The 19,627-nt window shown below is 56.5% G+C and carries 14 protein-coding genes; 10 read left to right on the forward strand and 4 right to left on the reverse strand.

Going from position 1 to position 19,627, the window contains the following annotated elements; all coding sequences use genetic code 11:
* Positions 1-199: 199 nt before the first annotated feature.
* The gene (locus CMG77_RS01205) at positions 200-1,111 is read right to left on the reverse strand and encodes a histone deacetylase family protein (protein WP_286807296.1); all 912 of its coding nucleotides are present in this window, start codon (positions 1,109-1,111) and stop codon (positions 200-202) included.
* A gap of 131 nt (positions 1,112-1,242) precedes the next feature.
* Between CMG77_RS01205 and CMG77_RS01210 the strand changes: the two genes are divergently transcribed.
* Both CMG77_RS01210 and CMG77_RS01215 read left to right on the forward strand, forming a co-directional pair.
* Entirely contained in the window at positions 1,243-2,211 is a 969-nt protein-coding gene (locus CMG77_RS01210) for an XdhC family protein (RefSeq protein WP_286807297.1), read from the forward strand.
* Positions 2,201-2,797 (forward strand): nucleotidyltransferase family protein, encoded by a 597-nt coding sequence (locus CMG77_RS01215; protein ID WP_286807298.1) that lies wholly within the window; start codon positions 2,201-2,203, stop codon positions 2,795-2,797. Before CMG77_RS01210 ends, CMG77_RS01215 begins: the two co-directional genes overlap by 11 nt.
* 287 nt (positions 2,798-3,084) lie before the next feature.
* Here CMG77_RS01215 and CMG77_RS01220 read toward each other — a convergent pair whose 3' ends face one another.
* The 3 genes from CMG77_RS01220 to CMG77_RS01230 form a co-directional block, all read right to left on the reverse strand.
* Positions 3,085-5,469, reverse strand: a complete 2,385-nt coding sequence (locus CMG77_RS01220) for a xanthine dehydrogenase family protein molybdopterin-binding subunit (protein ID WP_502691714.1) — start codon at positions 5,467-5,469, stop codon at positions 3,085-3,087.
* The gene (locus CMG77_RS01225) at positions 5,384-5,878 is read right to left on the reverse strand and encodes a (2Fe-2S)-binding protein (protein ID WP_286903474.1); all 495 of its coding nucleotides are present in this window, start codon (positions 5,876-5,878) and stop codon (positions 5,384-5,386) included. Before CMG77_RS01225 ends, CMG77_RS01220 begins: the two co-directional genes overlap by 86 nt.
* Before the next feature lie 6 nt (positions 5,879-5,884).
* A complete protein-coding gene (locus CMG77_RS01230) occupies positions 5,885-7,015 on the reverse strand; it encodes a c-type cytochrome (RefSeq protein ID WP_502691723.1) in 1,131 nt (376 codons plus the stop codon).
* A 415-nt stretch (positions 7,016-7,430) separates the two neighbouring features.
* On the opposite strand from CMG77_RS01230, the gene CMG77_RS01235 reads away from it, so the two are divergent.
* From CMG77_RS01235 to CMG77_RS01270, 8 genes are all read left to right on the forward strand, one after another.
* A complete protein-coding gene (locus tag CMG77_RS01235; protein ID WP_286903476.1) occupies positions 7,431-7,973 on the forward strand; it encodes a ferritin-like domain-containing protein in 543 nt (180 codons plus the stop codon).
* Between the two features lie 253 nt (positions 7,974-8,226).
* Positions 8,227-10,629 carry an EcoAI/FtnUII family type I restriction enzme subunit R gene (gene hsdR / locus CMG77_RS01240; RefSeq protein WP_286807304.1) on the forward strand — a complete coding sequence of 801 codons (2,403 nt, stop codon included), beginning with the start codon at positions 8,227-8,229 and terminating at the stop codon, positions 10,627-10,629.
* Positions 10,630-10,682: 53 nt separating this feature from the next.
* Positions 10,683-12,167, forward strand: a complete 1,485-nt coding sequence (locus tag CMG77_RS01245) for a type I restriction-modification system subunit M (protein WP_286807305.1) — start codon at positions 10,683-10,685, stop codon at positions 12,165-12,167.
* A complete protein-coding gene (locus CMG77_RS01250) occupies positions 12,164-13,879 on the forward strand; it encodes a restriction endonuclease subunit S (RefSeq protein ID WP_286807306.1) in 1,716 nt (571 codons plus the stop codon). The genes CMG77_RS01245 and CMG77_RS01250 overlap by 4 nt, the downstream gene beginning before the upstream one ends.
* 10 nt (positions 13,880-13,889) lie before the next feature.
* Positions 13,890-17,834, forward strand: a complete 3,945-nt coding sequence (locus CMG77_RS01255; protein WP_286807307.1) for an RNA-directed DNA polymerase — start codon at positions 13,890-13,892, stop codon at positions 17,832-17,834.
* A 49-nt stretch (positions 17,835-17,883) separates the two neighbouring features.
* Entirely contained in the window at positions 17,884-18,585 is a 702-nt protein-coding gene (locus CMG77_RS01260) for a DUF3800 domain-containing protein (protein ID WP_286807309.1), read from the forward strand.
* Entirely contained in the window at positions 18,585-19,112 is a 528-nt protein-coding gene (locus CMG77_RS01265) for a hypothetical protein (RefSeq protein WP_286807310.1), read from the forward strand. The genes CMG77_RS01260 and CMG77_RS01265 overlap by 1 nt, the downstream gene beginning before the upstream one ends.
* Positions 19,113-19,493: 381 nt before the next feature.
* Positions 19,494-19,625, forward strand: a complete 132-nt coding sequence (locus CMG77_RS01270) for a hypothetical protein (RefSeq protein WP_286875468.1) — start codon at positions 19,494-19,496, stop codon at positions 19,623-19,625.
* Positions 19,626-19,627 lie beyond the last annotated feature (2 nt).

The following is a 19,627-nucleotide window of genomic DNA, read 5'->3' on the forward strand; positions in this document are numbered from 1 at the left end:
CTCTCTCAGTTCATTGTTTTTTGGTTTGACGTATTATTGTAAACCATTGGTGTTTTTCACACTTGGGTAACGGCGGATGCGCTTCGCTTATCCGCCCTACGCCGACCGCCATGCTATCCGTAGGGCGGATAAGCCGAAGGCGCATCCGCCGTTCCCACACTTTCCCGCATCCGCCGTAACCGACTCTCCGCCAACCACATCACCCCCGCAACTTCGCCGCTTCCTCCACCACAATCCCATGGCGCCGCGCCAATGCCAACCGGTCATCATCGTAACCGCCCCCAATCACCGTCGCCACCGGAATATCCCGCTTAAGCAATTCACTCAACACCCGCCGATCCCGCTCTCGAATGCCCGCCTCCGTAATGTTCAGCCTCCCGAGCGGGTCTCCGGCATAGACGTCTACCCCCGCATCATAGAGGACGATATCGGGCTGAAAATCCGTAAGTACCTGTTCGAGAGTGTCCATCACCACCCGCAGATAATCCTCATCCCCCATGCCATCGGGCAGCGGCACATCGAGATCACTGCGCTGTTTGTCGAACGGAAAGTTATTGTCGCAGTGCAGCGAACAGGTAAAGGCGTGGGGCTCATCCGCCAGCAGTGCGGCGGTGCCGTCCCCCTGATGGACGTCGCAGTCAAAAATCAGCACCCGCCCGACACCGCTCTGGCGAATCAGCACCTTTGCGGCTATCGCCAGATCGTTCAGAATGCAGAAGCCCGAGGCGTAGTCATAGTGTGCGTGGTGAGTGCCGCCGGCCAGATGGCAGGCCAGGCCGGTATGAAGTGCCAGCTGTGCGGCCAGCACCGTGCCCGAGGGCGCAATCAGCGTGCGCTTGAGCAACCCCTCGCTCCAGGGCAGGTTCATCTGCCGAAGTTCCCGAGGTGACTGGGCCCGAGAGATAAAGCGCTGCAGGTAGTCCGGGCAGTGGGTCTGCTCCAACCACAGCGGCTTGCAGGGCCCGGGCCGAAAGCTGTTCTCCGGGCGCAGCAGACCGATGCGGCGCAGGTGCTCGGCCAGCAGGCCAAACTTCGCCATCGGAAACCGGTGTCGCTCCGGGAAAGGGAAGCTGTAGGCCGGGTGATAAACCAGGGGTAGGGATGAGGGCATAGGGTGAATAAAATGCGTTAATTGAATGAGTCATCTTAAAGTATGGTGCCAGCGAATAACACTCCACAACCACGACAATACGACACAACTCCGCTATGCTGTAACCAAACCCGAAACAAAGCGAAAAAACCATGCAACACCTCGACCTGCAAGTCATCGAACGGGCCCTACAATGGCTGGACAATAACCAACCCATCTGGCTGTGCACCGTTCTCGCCACCTTCGGCTCCTCGCCACGCGAACCCGGCTCCATGATGGTGGCCCGCTCGGACGGTCAACACGTGGGCTCACTGTCCGGTGGTTGTGTCGAGGAAGACTTTCTGGCCCGACTGCGCGCCGGTGATTTTCATCAGCCGTTGTCCCAGATCCGCTATGGCAACGATGAAGTCTCCGGCCCAAAGGTCACGCTTCCCTGCGGTGGGGTGCTCGACGTTCTGATTGAACGACTGACCCCGACGGAAGAACACCGCGCGCATCTTCAGACGTTGCGAGAGGCAATGCGGGGTCAGCAATCGTTGATCCGCTCGGTGCTGCTGGACAATGGTGAATCGACCTTTGTCGAGGGCTCGGCCCTCGGTCCGCGAGTGGAGCGTGATGAACAGGCCGTGCGCATCCGGGTCGGCCCCACGCTGCGCTTGATCATCGCCGGCATCAGCCCGGTGTCCGCTGCCTGCGCCGAGTTTGCCCAGGCACTGGGATTTGATGTGATTGTGTGCGATCCGCGCGATGACGAAGTAGCCACCTTTAACGTGCCGGGGGTCAATGTCGAGGCCGTCCTGCCATCGCTCTACATCGAGCAGCACGCCCATGCCGCCACGGCGGTAGTGGCTCTGACCCACGATCCGAGAATCGACGACCTGGCGATGATGGAAGCGGTGCGCACCGAGGCGTTTTACATCGGCGTCATGGGCTCGCGCAAAACCTCCGCCAACCGCGCCGAACGCCTGCGCCGCTCCGGTGGCCTGAACGACGCGGACATCGAGCGTCTGCACATGCCGATCGGCCTGGCCATCGGCAGCAAAACCCCCGCCGAAATCGCCCTGGCCGTCATGGCCGACATCATCCGAGTGCACCGGGGCCGACCGCGCCATGCCCTCTAGTGTCACCCCCTCTAGCAATGTCGTCGGCCTGATCATGGCCGCCGGCTACTCCACCCGGTTCGGCGCGGACAAACGCCGGGCCCAGCTCACGGAAGGCCAGACACTACTTCAGGCAACGGTTGCCATGACCCGATCAGTGTTTGAAGCGTTTTATGTGGTACTCCGCTCCGACGATGAAGAGCGCGATCTTGGGCTGGGGACGGAGCCGGTCATTTATGCTCCCGAAGAACCCATCGGTCTGGGCACCAGCATCGCCGCCGCGTTTCACCACTTACGGGTAAACAACAAAGACGCCACTGCAGCGGCGGTTCTTCTCGGTGATATGCCCTGGATCAAACCGGATGCGTTCAGCGAGTTGTTGAACCACGCAACGGAAGACACGATCATCCGCCCGGTCTACGATGGCAATGCGGGCCACCCGGTACTATTCGGCCGCCACTTCTGGCCCGAGCTGGCCAACCTCCACGGCGACCTCGGTGCCCGCACCATCATCAGAAAACACCACAGCTGCTGCCATCTGGTTCCTGTTTCGGATGTTGGGGTGTTGCGGGACGTCGATCGGCCAAGTGACTTGGGAAAGGCTTAAACTATCGTAGGGTGGATAAGCGCATAGCGCGTCATCCACCATCGGTTTTTTTCATTACAGTGGTAAGCGGTGGATGACGGCCTTCGGCCTTATCCACCCTACGATGATGTCTAAAGCATTGTACTGCCAAACTGGATTCGAAGCACTGAGGTGCGGGAAGGGGGACGTTGTTTCCAGACCGTAGAGCGGGGGACCCGCGATCCGAGCCTACATGGATGTATTCACGGCGTGTCTGGAAACAACGTCCCCCTTCCCGTACCGGACTATCGGATTAAAGAGTCAGTAAGCTAAGCCTTCAACGCCGCCAACACCGCTTCGCGTCGAATCGGAATCTCCGTCATCCGTACTCCGACCGCCGCGAAAATCGCGTTGCCAATCGCCGGACCGACCACCGTGGTTGCCGGCTCACCCAAGCCTACCGACAACTCCGTACTGTCCACAAACTCCATCTCAATCTCCGGCACATCGCGAATCCGCATCGGCGAATAAGTATTCAGGTTCTGATCCTTCACCTCACCCTTCTCAAACACCGTACCCTCATGCAGCGCCATACTGGCACCCCACAAAGCCGCGCCTTCCACCTGCGCACGGGCACCATCCGGATGCACCACCGTGCCAGCATCGGTCACCAGCGTCAGCTTCTGCAGCGTCACCTTGCCGGTATTGCGATCCACATGCACCTTGGCGACNCAAGCCGTCCAGGTCGGCATGTTGCGCTCCTGGCCGTAAGTGGTGGCCACNCCGAGGCCGGTNTCNGCNGGCATNTCCTGACCCCACTCGGAAATTTCCCGNACCCGGCGCAGNACATTCGCCTGACGGTTGGCGCCGCCCACCGAGTTGGGGGCTTCGCCGGCGTTTTTGCCTTCCGCTTTCAGCAGGGCCAGACGGAACTCAATCGGGTCTTTCCCGGCCTTGCGGGCCGCCTGGTCCATAAAGGATTCCANGGCCCAGTTTACCCAGCCCGAGCCCACCGAGCGCAGCCAGCCGGGGCGGAAGGTTTTATTGGCCAGNTCGTTNGAAATGGCCCGCAACCGATGCGCCCCCACCGAATACCAGTGAGCGGCGCCCTGAATGGCGAAGGGGTCGTACTTCNCACCGTTGGTGGCCGCGGGCATAAAGCCCGGCACCATCACCTGTGTGGGCCAGCCGGCGGTGGCGTGGTGCTCCATGCCGGTGGGGTTGCCCTCGGCATCAAAGGCCATGCGCACCCGCTGGTAGGCGGGGGAGCGCACCGAGTCAAAGCGCGCGTCGTCTTCCCGGGTGAACACCAGCTTCACCGGGCGGTTCAGCGCTTTTGAGGCCAGAGCGGCGGGCACCGCGTAGTCGCCATTGAGCCGGCGACCAAAACCACCGCCGAGCATATANGTACGCATGATGACTTTGTTTTCCGGTACATCCAGCGCGTTGGCCAGCGTCGGCAGAATCAGGGACTGCCACTGGTTGCCGGTGTGAATTTCCCAGATACCGTCTTTCTGGTAGGCGAGGGCGTTGACCGGCTCCAGTTGAAAGTGCAAAACGGTGTGGGCGATGTAATCTTCTTCCAGCACCGAATCGGCGTTGCTGAAGGCGTCGTCCACGCCTTCTTCATTCACCACCAGTGCACCGCCATCGCCTTTCTCAATCAATTCCAAACCGCGATCGAGAATATCCTGCTCGCTGACGTTGGCGGTTTCCCCCGGCGTCCAGTCCACTTTGATTTTNCTGGCCGCTTTGCTCGCCGCGTAAAACGAGGTGGCAATGACCACCGCCCAACCGGGCACGGTGTCGGTCGGGTCATTCAGTTGAATGGTCTGCAGGTAACCCTCGACGTTTTTCGCCTCGCTGTCGTCGATGCTGTTGATCTTGGCACCGTAGCGGGTNGGCGGAATCAGCGGCCGACCGTACACCATGTTTTCGACGGTGGCATCGATGCCGTACACACTGGANCCATCGGTTTTATCGGGNATATCCAGTGCCTGGGCTTCCTGACCGATCAGGCGGCGGTCTTCGGGTTTTTTGACCTGGATTTTTTCCAGTTCGTCTTCGCTGAAGGAGCGGGACATGTTGCCACGCTGAACGATCTCGGCGTAGCTGATGGAGCGGTTGCCCGCGATCACTTCGCTGTTGCGCGCGCGGCACTGACTGGCGTTGACGCCGAGCAGTTTGGCGCCCTCTTCAATTAACACTTGCCGACCGGCGGCNCCGGCGCGACTGAGGGGCATGAAGTTNTGCCANACCGACCANCTGCCACCGGTGACCATCAGNCCCCATTTGGGATCGCTGTCGACATGNTGCAGNTCNACTTTGGACCANTCGGCNTCCAGTTCNTCCGCGACAATGCGGGCCAGGGCNGTGCCCACATGCTGGCCCATTTCGGCCTCGGCAATNTTGACGATNATGCGCCCGTCATTTTCGATCTGATACCAGATGGTNGGCTCAAAGGTNTGGTTTTCAATNACCTCTTCCGGNTGGGCNAANCTCANCCCGGGGCGNTAAAAGGCGAGGGTGATGCCGGCACCGGCGGCGCCGATCAGAAAGCCGCGGCGGCTCAGNCTGGGGCCGTGATTGACCGCGCCCACATCGGGGTTGAGCAAGGAGCGAAATAGCTTATTCATTGGAGGCACCCTCCTGNATCTGGACACCGCCGCGCATNTCGNTGGCGGCNATTTTGATGGCTTCCCGAATNCGCACATAGGCCATGCAGCGGCACAGGTTGCCGCTCATCACCTGGTCGATCTGCTCATCGGTGGGGTTGGGAAAATCCTTGAGCATGGCCGCGGCCTGCATGATCTGCCCGGACTGGCAGTAACCGCANTGNGGCGTCTGGGTTTCCACCCAGGCTTTCTGCAGGGGGTGCTGGCCGTTNTCGTCCAGCCCNTCGATGGTGGTGACCTCGGCCCCGGCCACCTGNCTGANCGGCGTAATGCAGGAGCGGGTGGCCCGGCCGTTGACCANCACGGTGCAGGCGCCGCACAGGCCGATGCCNCAGCCGAACTTGGTGCCGGTCATGCCGGCGTCNTCGCGAATGCCCCAGAGCAGCGGGGTGTCGTCGGTCACCTCCAGAGTGACCTTTTGCCCNTTGAGNNTGAATGTGGTGCTCATGGTCTGTTACTCCTTCCCGTTGCCGGCGTTATCGCGCAGCNNTTGAATACGTTGTTCGAGNTTGTCCCANGCGGGGCGATCGGTGTGGGTNTNNCGCAGGAANNNGAACANGGCCACCAGATCGCCATTGCTCCAGTCCGCGTANCCNGGCATCACGACGCCCTGAATNCCGGCCTCGTCGGAAATGCCNTCCANCGTGAAGCGGATCAGGTTGGTNGGNTCATCGGCGGTCACGGCGCTGTTCAGGCTCATGTCCGGGCGCATGATGCTGGGCTCATCCGGATTGTTGTAGTGGCAACTGGCGCAGCCGTAGGTGAACAGTTCCTCCCCCCGGCTCAGGGTGCCGGCGCTGCGNTCCTGGGCGGTGCGAATCGCCCGGGCGGCCTGGNTGCCCGCCTGGGCCGCGTNGCTGCCACCGGCAACNGTATGGAANTAGCGGGCCAGNGCCCGAATNTCGTCATCGCTGGCCTCAACCAGCCCCTGATGCACCACATCGGCCATGGAGCCGGCGGCGACACCGTGGTAGATGGATACGCCGTTGCGCAGNTACAGGAACAGCTCGTCTTCGGTCCAGCCGACCGGNGTNCTGTGGTTGTCNCTNAGCGCCGGCGCGAACCAGCCGTTGACCANGGCCCCNTCGTAGTCTTGCCCGTCGGCCTCNGCGCCAACCGAATTGCGNGGNGTATGGCAGGCNGAGCAGTGCCCCAGGCCTTCGGCCAGGTANTCTCCNCGGCTGGCATCCTCTTCNAGNGTGGCGCCATCAAAGTACAGCAGCTTCCAGCCCGCCTGCAGCATGCGAATGCTGAACGGGAAGCGCAGGGTGTTTTCCGGCGGCTCCGCGTTGATGGCCTCGCGGGTCATCATGTAGGCGTATAGGTCTTCCAGATCCCCGTCGCTGACATTGGCAAAGTGGGTATAGGGAAAGGCGGGGAACAGGTGCGAGCCGTCCCGGGAGACCCCTTCACGCATGGCCCGGTTGAACGCCTCCTGGGACCACTGGCCGATCCCGGTATCCGGGTCGGGCGTGATATTGGTGGAATACAGGGTGCCGAACTCGGTCTCGAAGGCAAGACCGCCCGCGTAGGGCTGATCGGGGTCGGTGGTGTGACAGCTCTGGCAGTTGCCGATGCCCGCCATGACCTGGCCCCGGTCAATCTGCTCCTGCGAGAAGCTATCCGCCGAGGGCGGCGACTGGCGCTCGATACCGCCCTCCCACGCGAGCAATAACAGAACAATAAAACCCAGGATGATTAGGCCGACAATGCCGACCACTATGCGTTTGATCACCTTGCATCTCCTTCGTTGGTCTACCGCTCAGCGCGGGGAGCGCCAGTCGCGGCAGGGGTATCGCTGAGGACAGGTCCGGAAACCACGGTACTACCGGTGCTGCTTGTTATCGTTACAGTGTAGACCATGGTTACGGATTTGCGCGCCCCGGCGATCAGGGCACGTCTGCCGGGTCAGAGTTGTCGTAAGGAGGGTAGGTGGTTCGGAAACGCCGGCTTGACCGAGCTGCTATGCTGAACCTATCCATTCTGAAAGAGAGGTAGTTATGACCGATCAACCGTTTCTGACCGATGTTAAAACCCTGCGCGAACGCGCCCGGAAGCACATTGAGCAGGGGGCTGTCACCGAGGGCTACAAGGCCAATCGGGATAATGTGATAAAGATTCTCAACGAGGCCCTGGCCACCGAGATTGTCTGCACCCTGCGCTACAAGAGCCACTACTATCGCGCCGAGGGCATCAGCGCCGAAGTGGCGGCCCAGGAGTTCCTGGAACACGCCCAGCAGGAAGAGCAGCACGCCGACTGGCTCGCCGAGCGCATCGTGCAACTGGGCGGCAAACCGAACTTTTCCCCGGAAGGGCTGCAGACCCGCTCACATGCGGAATTTGTGGAAGGCGACACCCTGCGCGAAATGGTGGTGGAAGACCTGGTGGCCGAACGCATCGCCATCGACAGCTACCGGGAAATCGCCGCCTACCTGGGCGACCAGGACCCCACCTCCCGCCGCATCATTGAAGACATCCTCGCCCAGGAAGAAGAGCACGCCGATGATATGGCGGGTTTGCTGGAAGGCCTCGACGGCAAGTAACCTCGTGCCTAACGGTGGATCGGCCCGACGCATGCCACAACACCCGCGTAGGGCGGCATAAGGTCAAAGGCCGCATCCGCCACAACCCTGCGTATGCCACAACACCTGCGTAGGGCGGCATAAGGCCGAAGGCCGCATCCGCCGTAACCCAACGCCCCGGACCGCGCATTCGCCGTAATAACCCACCTCCCGTGAACTCCACACAACTTTAAGGTACAGTCACCACGTCGCCTGAACTTGCGGGAATGAGCCCATGAACAAAAAGGTATTGTCCGAGCGCGATATCTGCACCAAATACATCACCCCGGCCATCCAAAACGCCGGGTGGGATATCCAATCTCAAGTCCGCGAAGAGCTGTCCTTCACCAACGGCCGGATCATAGTCCGTGGGCGCTTACATACCCGTGGAAGCCGGCGCCGCGCCGACTACGTGCTTTTTCATCAGAAGAACCAGCCCCTGGCAGTAATTGAAGCCAAAGACAACAAGCACAGCCTGGGCGATGGCATGCAGCAGGCCCAGGCCTATGGCGAGGCGCTGGATGTGCCCTTTATGTTCTCCAGCAATGGCGACGGTTTCCTGTTTCACGACCGCACCGGCCTGAGCGGCGCCACCGAGCAAACCCTTTCCCTGGATCAATTCCCCGGCCCGGACACCCTCTGGCACTGGTACTGTCAGTGGAAAGGTTTGGATGGGCATGCCCAACAGACGGTCGAGCAGCCCTACTACGACGACGGCTCCGGCCGCACCCCGCGCTACTACCAGACCAACGCCATCAACCGCACCGTAGAGGCAGTCGCCAAGGGCCAGGACCGGGTGCTTCTGGTCATGGCGACCGGCACCGGCAAAACCTTCACCGCCTTCCAGATCATCTGGCGGCTGTGGAAGTCCCGCCAGAAAAAACGCATTCTGTTTCTGGCCGATCGCAATATCCTGGTGGACCAGACCAAGAACAATGACTTCAAGCCCTTCGGTCAGGCCATGACCAAGGTCAGCAATCGCACGGTGGACCCCTCCTACGAGATATACCTGTCTCTCTATCAGGCGGTCACCGGCAACGACGATGAGAAGAACATCTACAAGCAGTTCTCACCGGACTTCTTTGATCTGGTGGTGATTGACGAGTGCCACCGGGGCAGCGCTTCGGAAGACTCCGCCTGGCGCGCCATTCTGGACTACTTCTCCAGCGCCACCCACATCGGCCTGACTGCCACCCCGAAAGAAACCAAAGAAGTCTCCAACATCGACTACTTTGGCGAGCCGGTGTACACCTACTCCCTCAAGCAGGGCATAGAAGACGGCTTTCTCGCCCCCTACAAAGTGGTGCGGATAGACCTGGACCGTGACCTGCAAGGCTGGCGCCCCTCCAAGGGGCAGGTGGATGAGCAGGGCGAGCTGATCGAAGACCGCATCTACAACCAGAAAGACTTCGACCGCCAACTGGTGCTCAAAAAGCGTACAGAGCTGGTGGCCCGCAAGGTCACCGAATTTCTGGAGCAGACCGACCCCTACCAGAAAACCATTGTCTTCTGTGAAGACATCGACCACGCCGAGCGGATGCGCCAGGCCCTGGTCAACCTAAACCCCCTGCGGGTGCGGGAAAACCGCAAATACATCATGCGCATCACCGGGGATGAGGCCGAAGGCAAAGCCGAGCTGGACAACTTTATCGACCCGGAAAGCCGCTACCCGGTGATCGCCACCACCAGCAAGCTGATGACCACCGGCGTCGATGCCCAGACCTGTAAACTGATCGTGCTGGATCAGCGCATTCAGTCCATGACCGAGTTCAAACAGATCATCGGTCGCGGCACCCGCATCAATGACGACTACAACAAACACTGGTTCACCATCCTGGACTTCAAAAAAGCCACCGAACTGTTTGCCGACCCCAACTTCGACGGCGACCCGGTACAGGTGTACCAACCCCGAGGGGATGACCCGGTGGTGCCGGAGGACGAGCGCGACGACGGTCCCATTGCTGAGGATCCGGCGGGTTATGAGGTGGAGCCGGACGAAACCTGGCAGTCCGACGACAGCCGTGGCGCCTGGATAGAAGACCCGGACGAACCCACCAAGCGGGTGAAATACGTGGTCGGCGATGTGGAGGTCAAAGTGCTCGCCGAGCGCGTTCAGTACCTGGGCCCGGATGGCAAGCTCATTACCGAAAGCCTGCGGGACTTCACCCGCAAACAGGTCAAGGCCCAATACGCCTCCCTGGACGACTTTCTGCGCCGCTGGAATCAGGCTGAGCGCAAGCAGGTGATCATTGATGAGCTGGCCGAGCAGGGCGTTATCTGGGAAGACCTGACCCGCGAGCTGCGTAAAAAGCTCGGGGCCGAACCGGACCCATTCGACGTTATCTGCCACATCGTCTACGACCAGCCGCCCCTGTCCCGCAAAGAGCGGGCCGAGCAGGTGCGCAAGAACGACTACTTCCAGCAGTATCAGGGCGTCAGCCGCCAGGTGTTGGACGCACTGCTGGACAAGTACACCGACGCCGGGATCGAACCCATCGAGGATGTTAAAATCCTCACCCTGGCGCCTTTCAGTCAGATCGGAGCGCCTGTGGAGCTGATCGACGGCTTCGGCGGCAAGCCCGGCTACACCCGGGCCGTCCGGGACCTGGAAGACGCCCTCTACCAGAACATACCCTGAGCGCCCCAATGCGCTCTTCTCCCTACAGTAATGAACACCCAATAGGACTCTGAATGGCCATCAGTACCACCATCAAGTCAATACAGGACATCATGCGCAAAGACGTGGGCGTCGACGGCGACGCCCAGCGCATTGGCCAGCTCGTCTGGATGCTCTTTCTGAAAATCTTCGATGACCGCGAACAGGAGTGGGAGCTGCTGCAGGACAACTATCAGTCCCCCATCCCCGAAGACCTGCGCTGGCGCAGCTGGGCGGCCGACCCCGAGGGCATGACCGGCGAAGAGCTCAAGCAATTTGTGGACAACGCCTTGTTCCCCGGCCTGCAAAGCCTTCAGCCGCGCGGCGACGATTACCGGGCCATTGTGATCCGCAACGTCTTTGAGGATGCCTACAACTACATGAAGTCCGGCCAGTTGATGCGCCAGGTCATCAACAAGCTGCAGGAGGGCATCAACTTCAATAAATCCGCCGAGCGCCACGAACTCGGGGATATGTACGAACAGATCCTCAAGGACCTGCAGAGCGCCGGCAACGCCGGGGAGTTCTACACCCCACGCGCCGTCACCGAGTTTATGGTCAACCGGGTGGACCCCAAGCTGGACGAGAAAGTCATGGACCCGGCCTGCGGCACCGGCGGCTTCCTCACCTGCACTATCGACCACAAGCGTAAGCACTACGTCAAAACCCCGCAGGACGAACAGACGCTGCAGCGCAGCATTCACGGGGTAGAGAAAAAGCCCCTGCCGCACCTGCTGGCCACCACCAACATGATTCTGCATGGCATCGAAGTGCCGGACCAGATCAAGCACGACAACACCCTGGCTCGCCCGCTGCGCGACTGGGGCCCCAAAGAGCGGGTCAACATCATCGTCGCCAACCCGCCTTTCGGCGGCATGGAGGAGGACGGCATCGAGACCAATTTTCCCAGCGCCTTTCGCACCCGGGAAACCGCCGACCTGTTTATGACCTTGTTTATCCACCTGCTAAAAGACGGCGGCCGCGCCGCCGTGGTACTGCCGGACGGTTTCCTGTTCGGCGAGGGCATGAAAACCCGGTTGAAAGAAAAACTGCTGGAAGAGTGCAACCTGCACACCATCGTGCGCCTGCCCAACGGCGTGTTTAACCCCTACACCGGCATCAAGACCAACCTACTGTTTTTCACCAAGGGTCAGCCCACCGAAAACGTCTGGTACTACGAGCACCCCTACCCGGAAGGCTACAAGAGCTACAGCAAAACCAAGCCCATGAAGTTCTCGGAGTTCCAGACCGAAATCGACTGGTGGGGCACCGAGGCCGACGGCTTCGCCAGCCGCGTGGAAACCGAACAGGCCTGGAAGGTCTCCATCGACGACATCAAGGCCCGCAACTACAACCTGGATATCAAGAACCCCCACGTGGGCGAACAGGTCAGCCACGACCCGGACGAGCTGTTGGCCCAATACGAGCAGCAGCAGGCGGAAATCCAGGAAATCCGTGACCAGTTGCGGGATATCCTGGCCGATGCCCTCAGCCATAACGCCAACGGAGGTGCGGCGTGAGTGCGCAGGAACTGATAACAGAGCATCTGGATTTATGGACTGGGGCAGTAACCAAGAAATCAGCCAGTGGCCGTGGGAACAACGGCAAGATTGAGCTGACGGGGGTTAAGAGGCTTCGGGAGTTGATTTTGGAGTTGGCTGTAAGGGGCTCTCTGGTTGATCAAGATACAAGTGATGAGCCCGCTCAAAAGTTGCTGGAGCAATGCCTGAAGGCTAAAGCCGTTTCTGTCGAGCTAGGCAAGCTCAAGAAGGTTCGAAAGCATGCCTCTATCACCAATGACGACACCTCTTTTAGTCTACCCCAGGGGTGGGTCTGGAGCCGCCTTGATGATGTGGTGCGCGTTATAAATGGCAGGGCCTACAAGAAGCACGAAATGCTCTCATCGGGAACCCCTCTGCTGCGAGTAGGCAACCTTTTCACATCAAACGATTGGTACTACTCTGACTTAGAGCTAGAAGATGACAAATACATTGATAGCGGCGATTTGATTTATGCTTGGTCTGCTTCTTTCGGTCCATTCATCTGGGATGGTGGGCGCGCTATCTACCACTACCATATCTGGAAACTGGATCTATTCGATGAGGCGGCCATCGACAAACGGTTTCTTTATCTGTACCTGAAGGCTGTTACTGAGGAGATAAAATCCTCAGGCAGCGGTATCGCCATGATTCACATGACGAAATCCAAGATGGAGGAACTCATAGTTCCGGTTCCGCCACTAAAAGAACAACACCGCATCGTCCAAAAAGTCGATGAACTTATGGCCCTCTGCGACCGGCTGGAACAGCAAACCAATGACCAGCTCGAAGCCCACGAAACCCTCGTGGACACCCTGCTCGGCACATTGACGCAGTCCGAAAACGCCACCGAACTGGCCGACAACTGGACCCGCCTCGCCGCCCACTTTGACACCCTGTTCACCACCGAGCAGAGCATCGACAAGCTCAAGCAAACCATCCTGCAGCTGGCGGTGATGGGGCGGTTGGTGGAGCAGGATGCGGGGGATGAGCCTGGCAGTACCTTTGTTTCAAAAATGCTAAAGGCTCGAGACCATCTGGCTAGTAATGAAGGCATGAGGACAAAAGCCGGTAACGACGTGTCACCGGATGAAAAATACTTGAGTTTACCCGATACATGGGAATGGATTAAGCTGGGTAATATTGCCAAATTCATCGATTACCGGGGGAAAACCCCCATAAAGACTAGCCATGGAAAGCGCCTTATTACCGCGAAAAATATCCGCCAAGGCTACATTGACTTAGAGCCCGAAGAGTTTATCTCCGAAGAGGACTATACCGAGTGGATGACACGCGGATTTCCTCGAAAAGGAGACCTGCTGTTTACGCCAGAGGCACCGTTGGGGAACGCCGCAATAGTAGACTTGAATGAAGAGTTTGCCTTAGCCCAGCGCGCCATATGCTTTCAATGGCATATTCTTGATATATCTCGATTCATGCTCATACAGATAATGGCATCCCCGTTCCAGGAAAAGCTAGTTGAGAATGCAACTGGCATGACTGCCACTGGTATCAAGGCCTCAAAGCTCAAAGAAATTCCTGTCGCCATTCCTCCTCTAAAGGAGCAACACCGAATCGTCCAAAAAGTCGATGAGCTCATGGCCCTCTGCGACCAGCTCAAAGAACGCCTGAATCGGGCCCGCGGAACCCGCTGCCAATTAGCGGAAACTATCGTCCAACAAGCACTCAGTTAAGGACAATACAATGCCAGTTTTGGATAAAAAGTACGACACGCTTGCGCTGCATGATGACTACCTTTCAGATCCGCTCCTCATGGCGCTCGCATGGAAAAAAGCGCATGAGTATATCCGCACAACCAACTGGTATGCAGATAACTTCGAACTCGACACATCTTCAATTGACTTGGCAAATCGCTGCAGTGAATGGACAAAAGAACTACAAGACGGACTCACTTTTACTCCGCTAGAGCTGGTTCCGGCACCTAAATCTCATCCTTGGAAGTTTGAGAAGCCCGATGATCCAATGCAAGTAGCTGAATATAAGTTGCTTTGGCGGCCGGAATCTAAACCAGGAAGTGATGACCAGGACGAAGGCCCGCTTAAGTTAAGACCACTTGCGCATATCGGTATTCGTGAGCAGACCATCATGACGCTGGTTATGATGTGTCTCTCCAACGAAGTCGAAACCATGCAAGGAGACCCTTCGACTGAATATGAAGAGGTTCATGCCAAAGAAATCGTTAGTTACGGTAATCGCCTTTATTGCCAGTATGAGGACGGAAAAGCCGATCACAATTACGGCGCGACGACTATCTACAGCAAGTATTTTACGGACTACCGGAAGTTCCTTGAGCGTCCGTATTACTTCGCTAGAAAGGAGCTAGAAGAAAAGTCTGATGAGGAAGAGGTTTACCTTTTAGAGATCGACCTTGCTCAATTCTTCGACCGGATCGATCGACCATCGCTGGTAAAGAGAATTGTGGAGATGGCTCGTGAGCAAGGAATAACAGACGAACATGAAATGGTGTTTGTAAAAAATGTTCTCGAGGCTTTCAGGAGCTGGAACTGGTCAGAGGCAGCGGATGAAACTTTCAAACAAAAGTTTTCATCTGATGCAATTCCTGTGGCGCCTCTCGGACTACCCCAGGGATTGGTAGCATCGGGCTTCCTCGCCAATATTTACATGTCCGATTTTGATGGCCTGATGAAGGGTCTCATAGGACAAGTAATCAATGATAGGTATGGTATCAAGCTGGTTGATTACTGTCGCTATGTCGATGATATGCGTTTTGTTCTCGTCGGTCCTAATCGACAGGGCTTGGAGGAACGCCTTTTGGAGGCGCCTCAGCCCCAGACTGAAAGCCACTTAGACATTATAACTGACTCATTATTTGATGTTGGTAACCCAGCCCTGCGTGAGTTAAGTCTCGAAGCAAACCCCAAGAAAACCAAGATCGAAGCCTTCAGAGGAAAGTCTGTGGGAATATCTAAGACCTTGGAAGATATACAGAAGAACGTCTCTGGCCCAGTATCGTATGACGACGCTGAAATTCATCTTGGTCAATTGGAGTCACTGCTCGCTCTGTCCAAAGCCAACGAAGCAGATCAATCAGACGGGGCAGGATACTTCAATCGACTTGCGGCAATTGAGAAGGACATGTTTGATGTCCGCGAAGATACACTTAAACGTTTTGCCGCTAACAAGATTTCAAGGCTATTAAACAATTTCCGTCATTTTTCATCGCGCCAAACGGACGAAAATGGCAGGCCAGTTCCTGGAGACTGGGACTACCTGCAAGAACGCCTCGCTCGGCGGTTCGTCGCCTGCTGGAGTCGCGACCCAGCCGTGGTGCTATTGCTCAAAAAGGGGCTCGAGCTATTTCCCAGTACCAAACTACTTGAACCAGTGCTGGATCAACTCAACTACTTAAGATCCTTACCCTACGGCGACCCGTTTGGTACTCAAGAGAAGCAAGCTACCGTCCAAGCCGCTATTGGGCAGTATTGTCTCGCCGAGATCTATCGACATGCGGCAACCATCATTCATCGCAAAGACAGACAGGCTATGCCGGCGCATGCCGACGTAGATCAATTTTTTGAGCTGCTACAGACCCAAGCCATAGAAGATGTGGCTATGGAAAACATAACCAACTCCATCCAGAATCTACCTTCTGCAACAGAAACTAAGCCCAAACCGATCCCATTCAACTTTCTAGCCGCTCAGGCTCGTTTCTTGCTTCTGGTGAGAATGGATACAACACTGGAGAGCAGTTCGGGCTGTTGGTTCCATGACTTTGTTTTCAAGCTCGCTAATGGATTCCGGAATATCACTCTTCCCGAGACGGCCTCTAAACGCGATATCGCGACAGGAATAATCGTTGCCAGACAGTTAGTGGAGAATGCCAAGCCACTCCTTCGCGCAAGTTCAGGCCTTCTGGAGCGTAGACGAAATGCCCCTGAGGTACTGGCGCTGATTGCGATTCAAGATGCAACACTCTTCAGAGCACTGATACTCCATGCCCGGGCATTGAAGTACAACTGGTTAAACTCCGATGAAGTCCAGGCTTTGATAGAAAAGCTTTACATCAACACCAGGCCTTCAGTCAGAAAGCTGGAACAAATCACTTCCTACATCTCGCTATACAAGCTTGTTTCGCGGCCAGACAATCCCTTCGGAAACGAAATAATGGCGTTAAAGCTTATGCAGGCTCTGTTAAATGTTAGTGAAGCCTTTGAAACAGCAGAACCAGATGAAGTAATCGACCTGGCCAAAACCCAAGTGAAGTTTGGGCACTTCTCGGCACCGCCCGCCTTCTCTGTATTTGATTCTGAGCTTCTGGTGAAGCTGAAGTTCAACAAGGTTCTTTCTGAAGCCGCCAGCCATCTACATTCCGAGCGCAACGAGACATTCCTTCTTCAACGCATTGCGCTATGTCTGCGTGCAGCGTTATCCGGCTCAGGAGACCCCACAGGCTTCGGGCCTAGCCTTACCGCAAAGACTGGGTACCGTGGCCTCAAAACAACCCAGTTCAAAAGGCAGATTGGCTTACTGACAACGCCGGAGTCACTTGCGGGGGAGGCTGCTCAGTTCTCGGGATGGTTAACAACCCTGCTATCCAAGCTGCTCAAATGGCCAGGCATCCGTGTAAATGACCAAGGTTACTCATGGCCGACGGAGTTCACCTGTGAGAGTGTCAGTAAAATCGTTAATGAACGCCTAGCTAAATTAAAACTTCTCTACTGCCGGCAATCTGGCATGCCAAGCCTCCCTGAGCTGGTTTCACCAAACTGGAAACCGGATAAGAAAAGCCTGACTGTTGCCATGGTTCAAACAAAAATGCCACAACAGCAGGACTTTGCTGACCACGGTCTATACCTTAATGACAGTGATTACCGGGCGAAGCACAGGTGCCATTTAGCCCGTGTGGCTAAATTGGTTACCAAGCACATTGAGGCACAGCACCTCGAAAAGCCAAAGAACGGTGGGCGTGAACAAGACATCGATCTGATCGTGCTACCAGAGCTAGCAGTGCATCAGGACGACATGGATATTCTGATTCATTTATCCCGCAAAACTCACGCAATTGTGGTCGCAGGGCTTGGCTTTGTAGAGCAGCCTGGTGTTAAGGGGCCAAATAACTGTGCGGTGTGGATCGTGCCGAGAAAACATAACGGCAATCGCAACGAAATCCATCGGTTTCAGGGTAAACACCACATGACGGCTCCCGAGAAGAAGCTAAAAATTCAGCCCTGGCGCCCTTACCAGTTAATGCTGGAACTTGCTCACCCGGCCTTCCCAAAACAAAACGGTTTCACTGTAACCGCAGCGATCTGTTTTGATTCTACAGACATAGCTCTGAGTGCAGACCTTCGAGACAAATCCCATGCCTTACTAATTCCTGCCCTTAACCGAGACGTGAACACCTTTGACTCTATGGTTGAAGCATTGCACTACCACATGTATCAACACGTTGTGCTGGTTAACACGGGCGAATATGGCGGTTCCTATGCCATGGCACCGTATGACAAGCGACACGAACGTTTGATTGCTCACTCAAGTGGGAACGACCAAGTGACAATTAATACGTTCCAGATGAACATGTTCGATTTCAGGCGTGATGGGGTCGGTACAAGCATGCAGTCAGGCATAAAACTTAAAGCTGCACCGGCGGGCGTTGAGGTTCAATGACCATTTATTGCCAGCGAGCTACAGCCATTTTCTAAGGAGCCTTGCAGACATGACCGTTTTCAACATTTACTGTGATGAAAGCCGCCATACGTCGGACAAGGGAGACCGCTACGCTGTCATAGGTGCTCTACAATGCCCTCGGGACGAGAAAAAAGCGCTGGTACACCGGATACACAGCCTTCAAGCCTTACACAATGCTCATGGAGAGCTTGGCTGGAAACGTCTCTCGCCAAATCGCGCCCGGTTCTACGATGACCTTCTGGATATTTTTCTGGATACGCCGTTTCTGAACTTTCGCTGCATCGTGGTTGACCGACACAATCTCGACCATGAGCGGTATAACGAAGGCAGCCCTGAGTTGGGCTTTTACAAGCTCTACTATCAAATGCTCGTGCACTGGCTAGAACCATCCCACGAGTACCGCTTGTACCTCGACTGGCAGCAGAACGCCGCCAGCAACCGGTTTCAGGACCTGAAAACCGTTCTTACTCGCAAATTGTCAGGCCGCGCACATGTTCTCAGCCTCGAACCGGTATGGTCTGACAACCAGCCCATGGTGCAATTGGCTGACTTGCTGATTGGTGCCGTGGGCTACGCATGGAATGAGAGGGATAAAGTGGAAGGTGCCAGTAAAGCCAAAATCGCTTTCTTGCGTAGACTTGAGGCAGGGTTGGGACGTACTTCACTGGCCGGAGGCACACCTAGAGGCGAGAAGAAGTTCAACATCTTTGACTGGCAGGGCCGTGTCTGATGTGCGAGTCACTGTGGCCACAGCTTCGTCTGAAAGCGGATACGGAAAAAGAACTCATTGCCAAGTATCGACAGGTCTATCACGAGACCTACGTTTGGGACGAAAACGGTGAACGGCGGGTCTTCACAGACTGGACAGGTTGTCGCTATCAGTTCTCGGAAAGAGCGTTTAATCACGCGTTTTCAGAGGCAAAGAACCACCGTACCAGTTCAGGCATCCACGATAACGGATGGTCTCGCAAGCGCCTTAGGCGAATCCTGTGGATTAGAGAAGTTCTGAAACTCAGCGCCGGAACTATTCAGAGATACGCCCAAACCAGAAAAACCGACCGGGGACGGCAGGCGAAAAGGCGGACATTGGTTGTGGTGGAAGAGCGCTATGTAGTGGTATTCGACGACCCCAAAGAAAAAGGCAAACCACACCAGTTCGTCACGGCATTCCCGGCAGACCGGAGCTACATGGAGCAAATCAAACGGACAAGTTTTTTGGTGGAGACCAAAGTCGGGGCGAAAAAACAGGGGGGCTAGAAAAAGAAAAGCCCCAGTCTTATCGGCGACTGAGGCGCTGCCACGATCCAAAACCTTGGGTAAAGGATCAACCGGTCGTTTCCGACCTGTTAATAACTATACTTGCGTTAAAAGCCATAATCAAATGTGTTCTTATACCTTTTAGGTATAAAAATCCGGGGCTGCTATTATCGCTTTACGAAAATCTCAATCCCATCCGCATCAGGACACCGTTGTCACACTGTTTGGTGCGTTCGAGCACTGGGTCGGATCTCATCGTCCGCCAAATCCAGCCCAGAGGTATTGCGACACTATGCTCAAAACCCGCACCAAGACGAGAGTCGAGGCCAGTGGCGCCTGGTTTATCGACGCGGATTTAATGGAACTCGTTGGAACAGTTGAATGATGCAAACGACCTTGGATGTGGTGAATACGGTAGGGTATTACTCTATCTTTCCGGCTCTGGTGATCACGCCGGCGGCTATCGCCATCGTTCTGATGACCACGGGCGCACTGTCGGTGCTGTTGAGCTAGAG

Origin of the sequence: Marinimicrobium sp., from assembly GCF_002695945.1 — a bacterium.
Lineage (GTDB): Bacteria > Pseudomonadota > Gammaproteobacteria > Pseudomonadales > Cellvibrionaceae > Marinimicrobium > Marinimicrobium koreense.

Excerpts from the sequence above, each read along its gene's own strand:
- CMG77_RS01205 (WP_286807296.1), bottom strand. The coding sequence starts at position 1,111 with ATGCCCTCATCCCTACCCCTGGTTTATCACCCGGCCTACAGCTTCCCT.
- CMG77_RS01210 (WP_286807297.1), top strand. The coding sequence starts at position 1,243 with ATGCAACACCTCGACCTGCAAGTCATCGAACGGGCCCTACAATGGCTG.
- CMG77_RS01215 (WP_286807298.1), top strand. The coding sequence starts at position 2,201 with ATGCCCTCTAGTGTCACCCCCTCTAGCAATGTCGTCGGCCTGATCATG.
- CMG77_RS01235 (WP_286903476.1), top strand. The coding sequence starts at position 7,431 with ATGACCGATCAACCGTTTCTGACCGATGTTAAAACCCTGCGCGAACGC.
- hsdR (WP_286807304.1), top strand. The coding sequence starts at position 8,227 with ATGAACAAAAAGGTATTGTCCGAGCGCGATATCTGCACCAAATACATC.
- CMG77_RS01245 (WP_286807305.1), top strand. The coding sequence starts at position 10,683 with ATGGCCATCAGTACCACCATCAAGTCAATACAGGACATCATGCGCAAA.
- CMG77_RS01255 (WP_286807307.1), top strand. The coding sequence starts at position 13,890 with ATGCCAGTTTTGGATAAAAAGTACGACACGCTTGCGCTGCATGATGAC.
- CMG77_RS01260 (WP_286807309.1), top strand. The coding sequence starts at position 17,884 with ATGACCGTTTTCAACATTTACTGTGATGAAAGCCGCCATACGTCGGAC.
- CMG77_RS01265 (WP_286807310.1), top strand. The coding sequence starts at position 18,585 with ATGTGCGAGTCACTGTGGCCACAGCTTCGTCTGAAAGCGGATACGGAA.
- CMG77_RS01270 (WP_286875468.1), top strand. The coding sequence starts at position 19,494 with ATGATGCAAACGACCTTGGATGTGGTGAATACGGTAGGGTATTACTCT.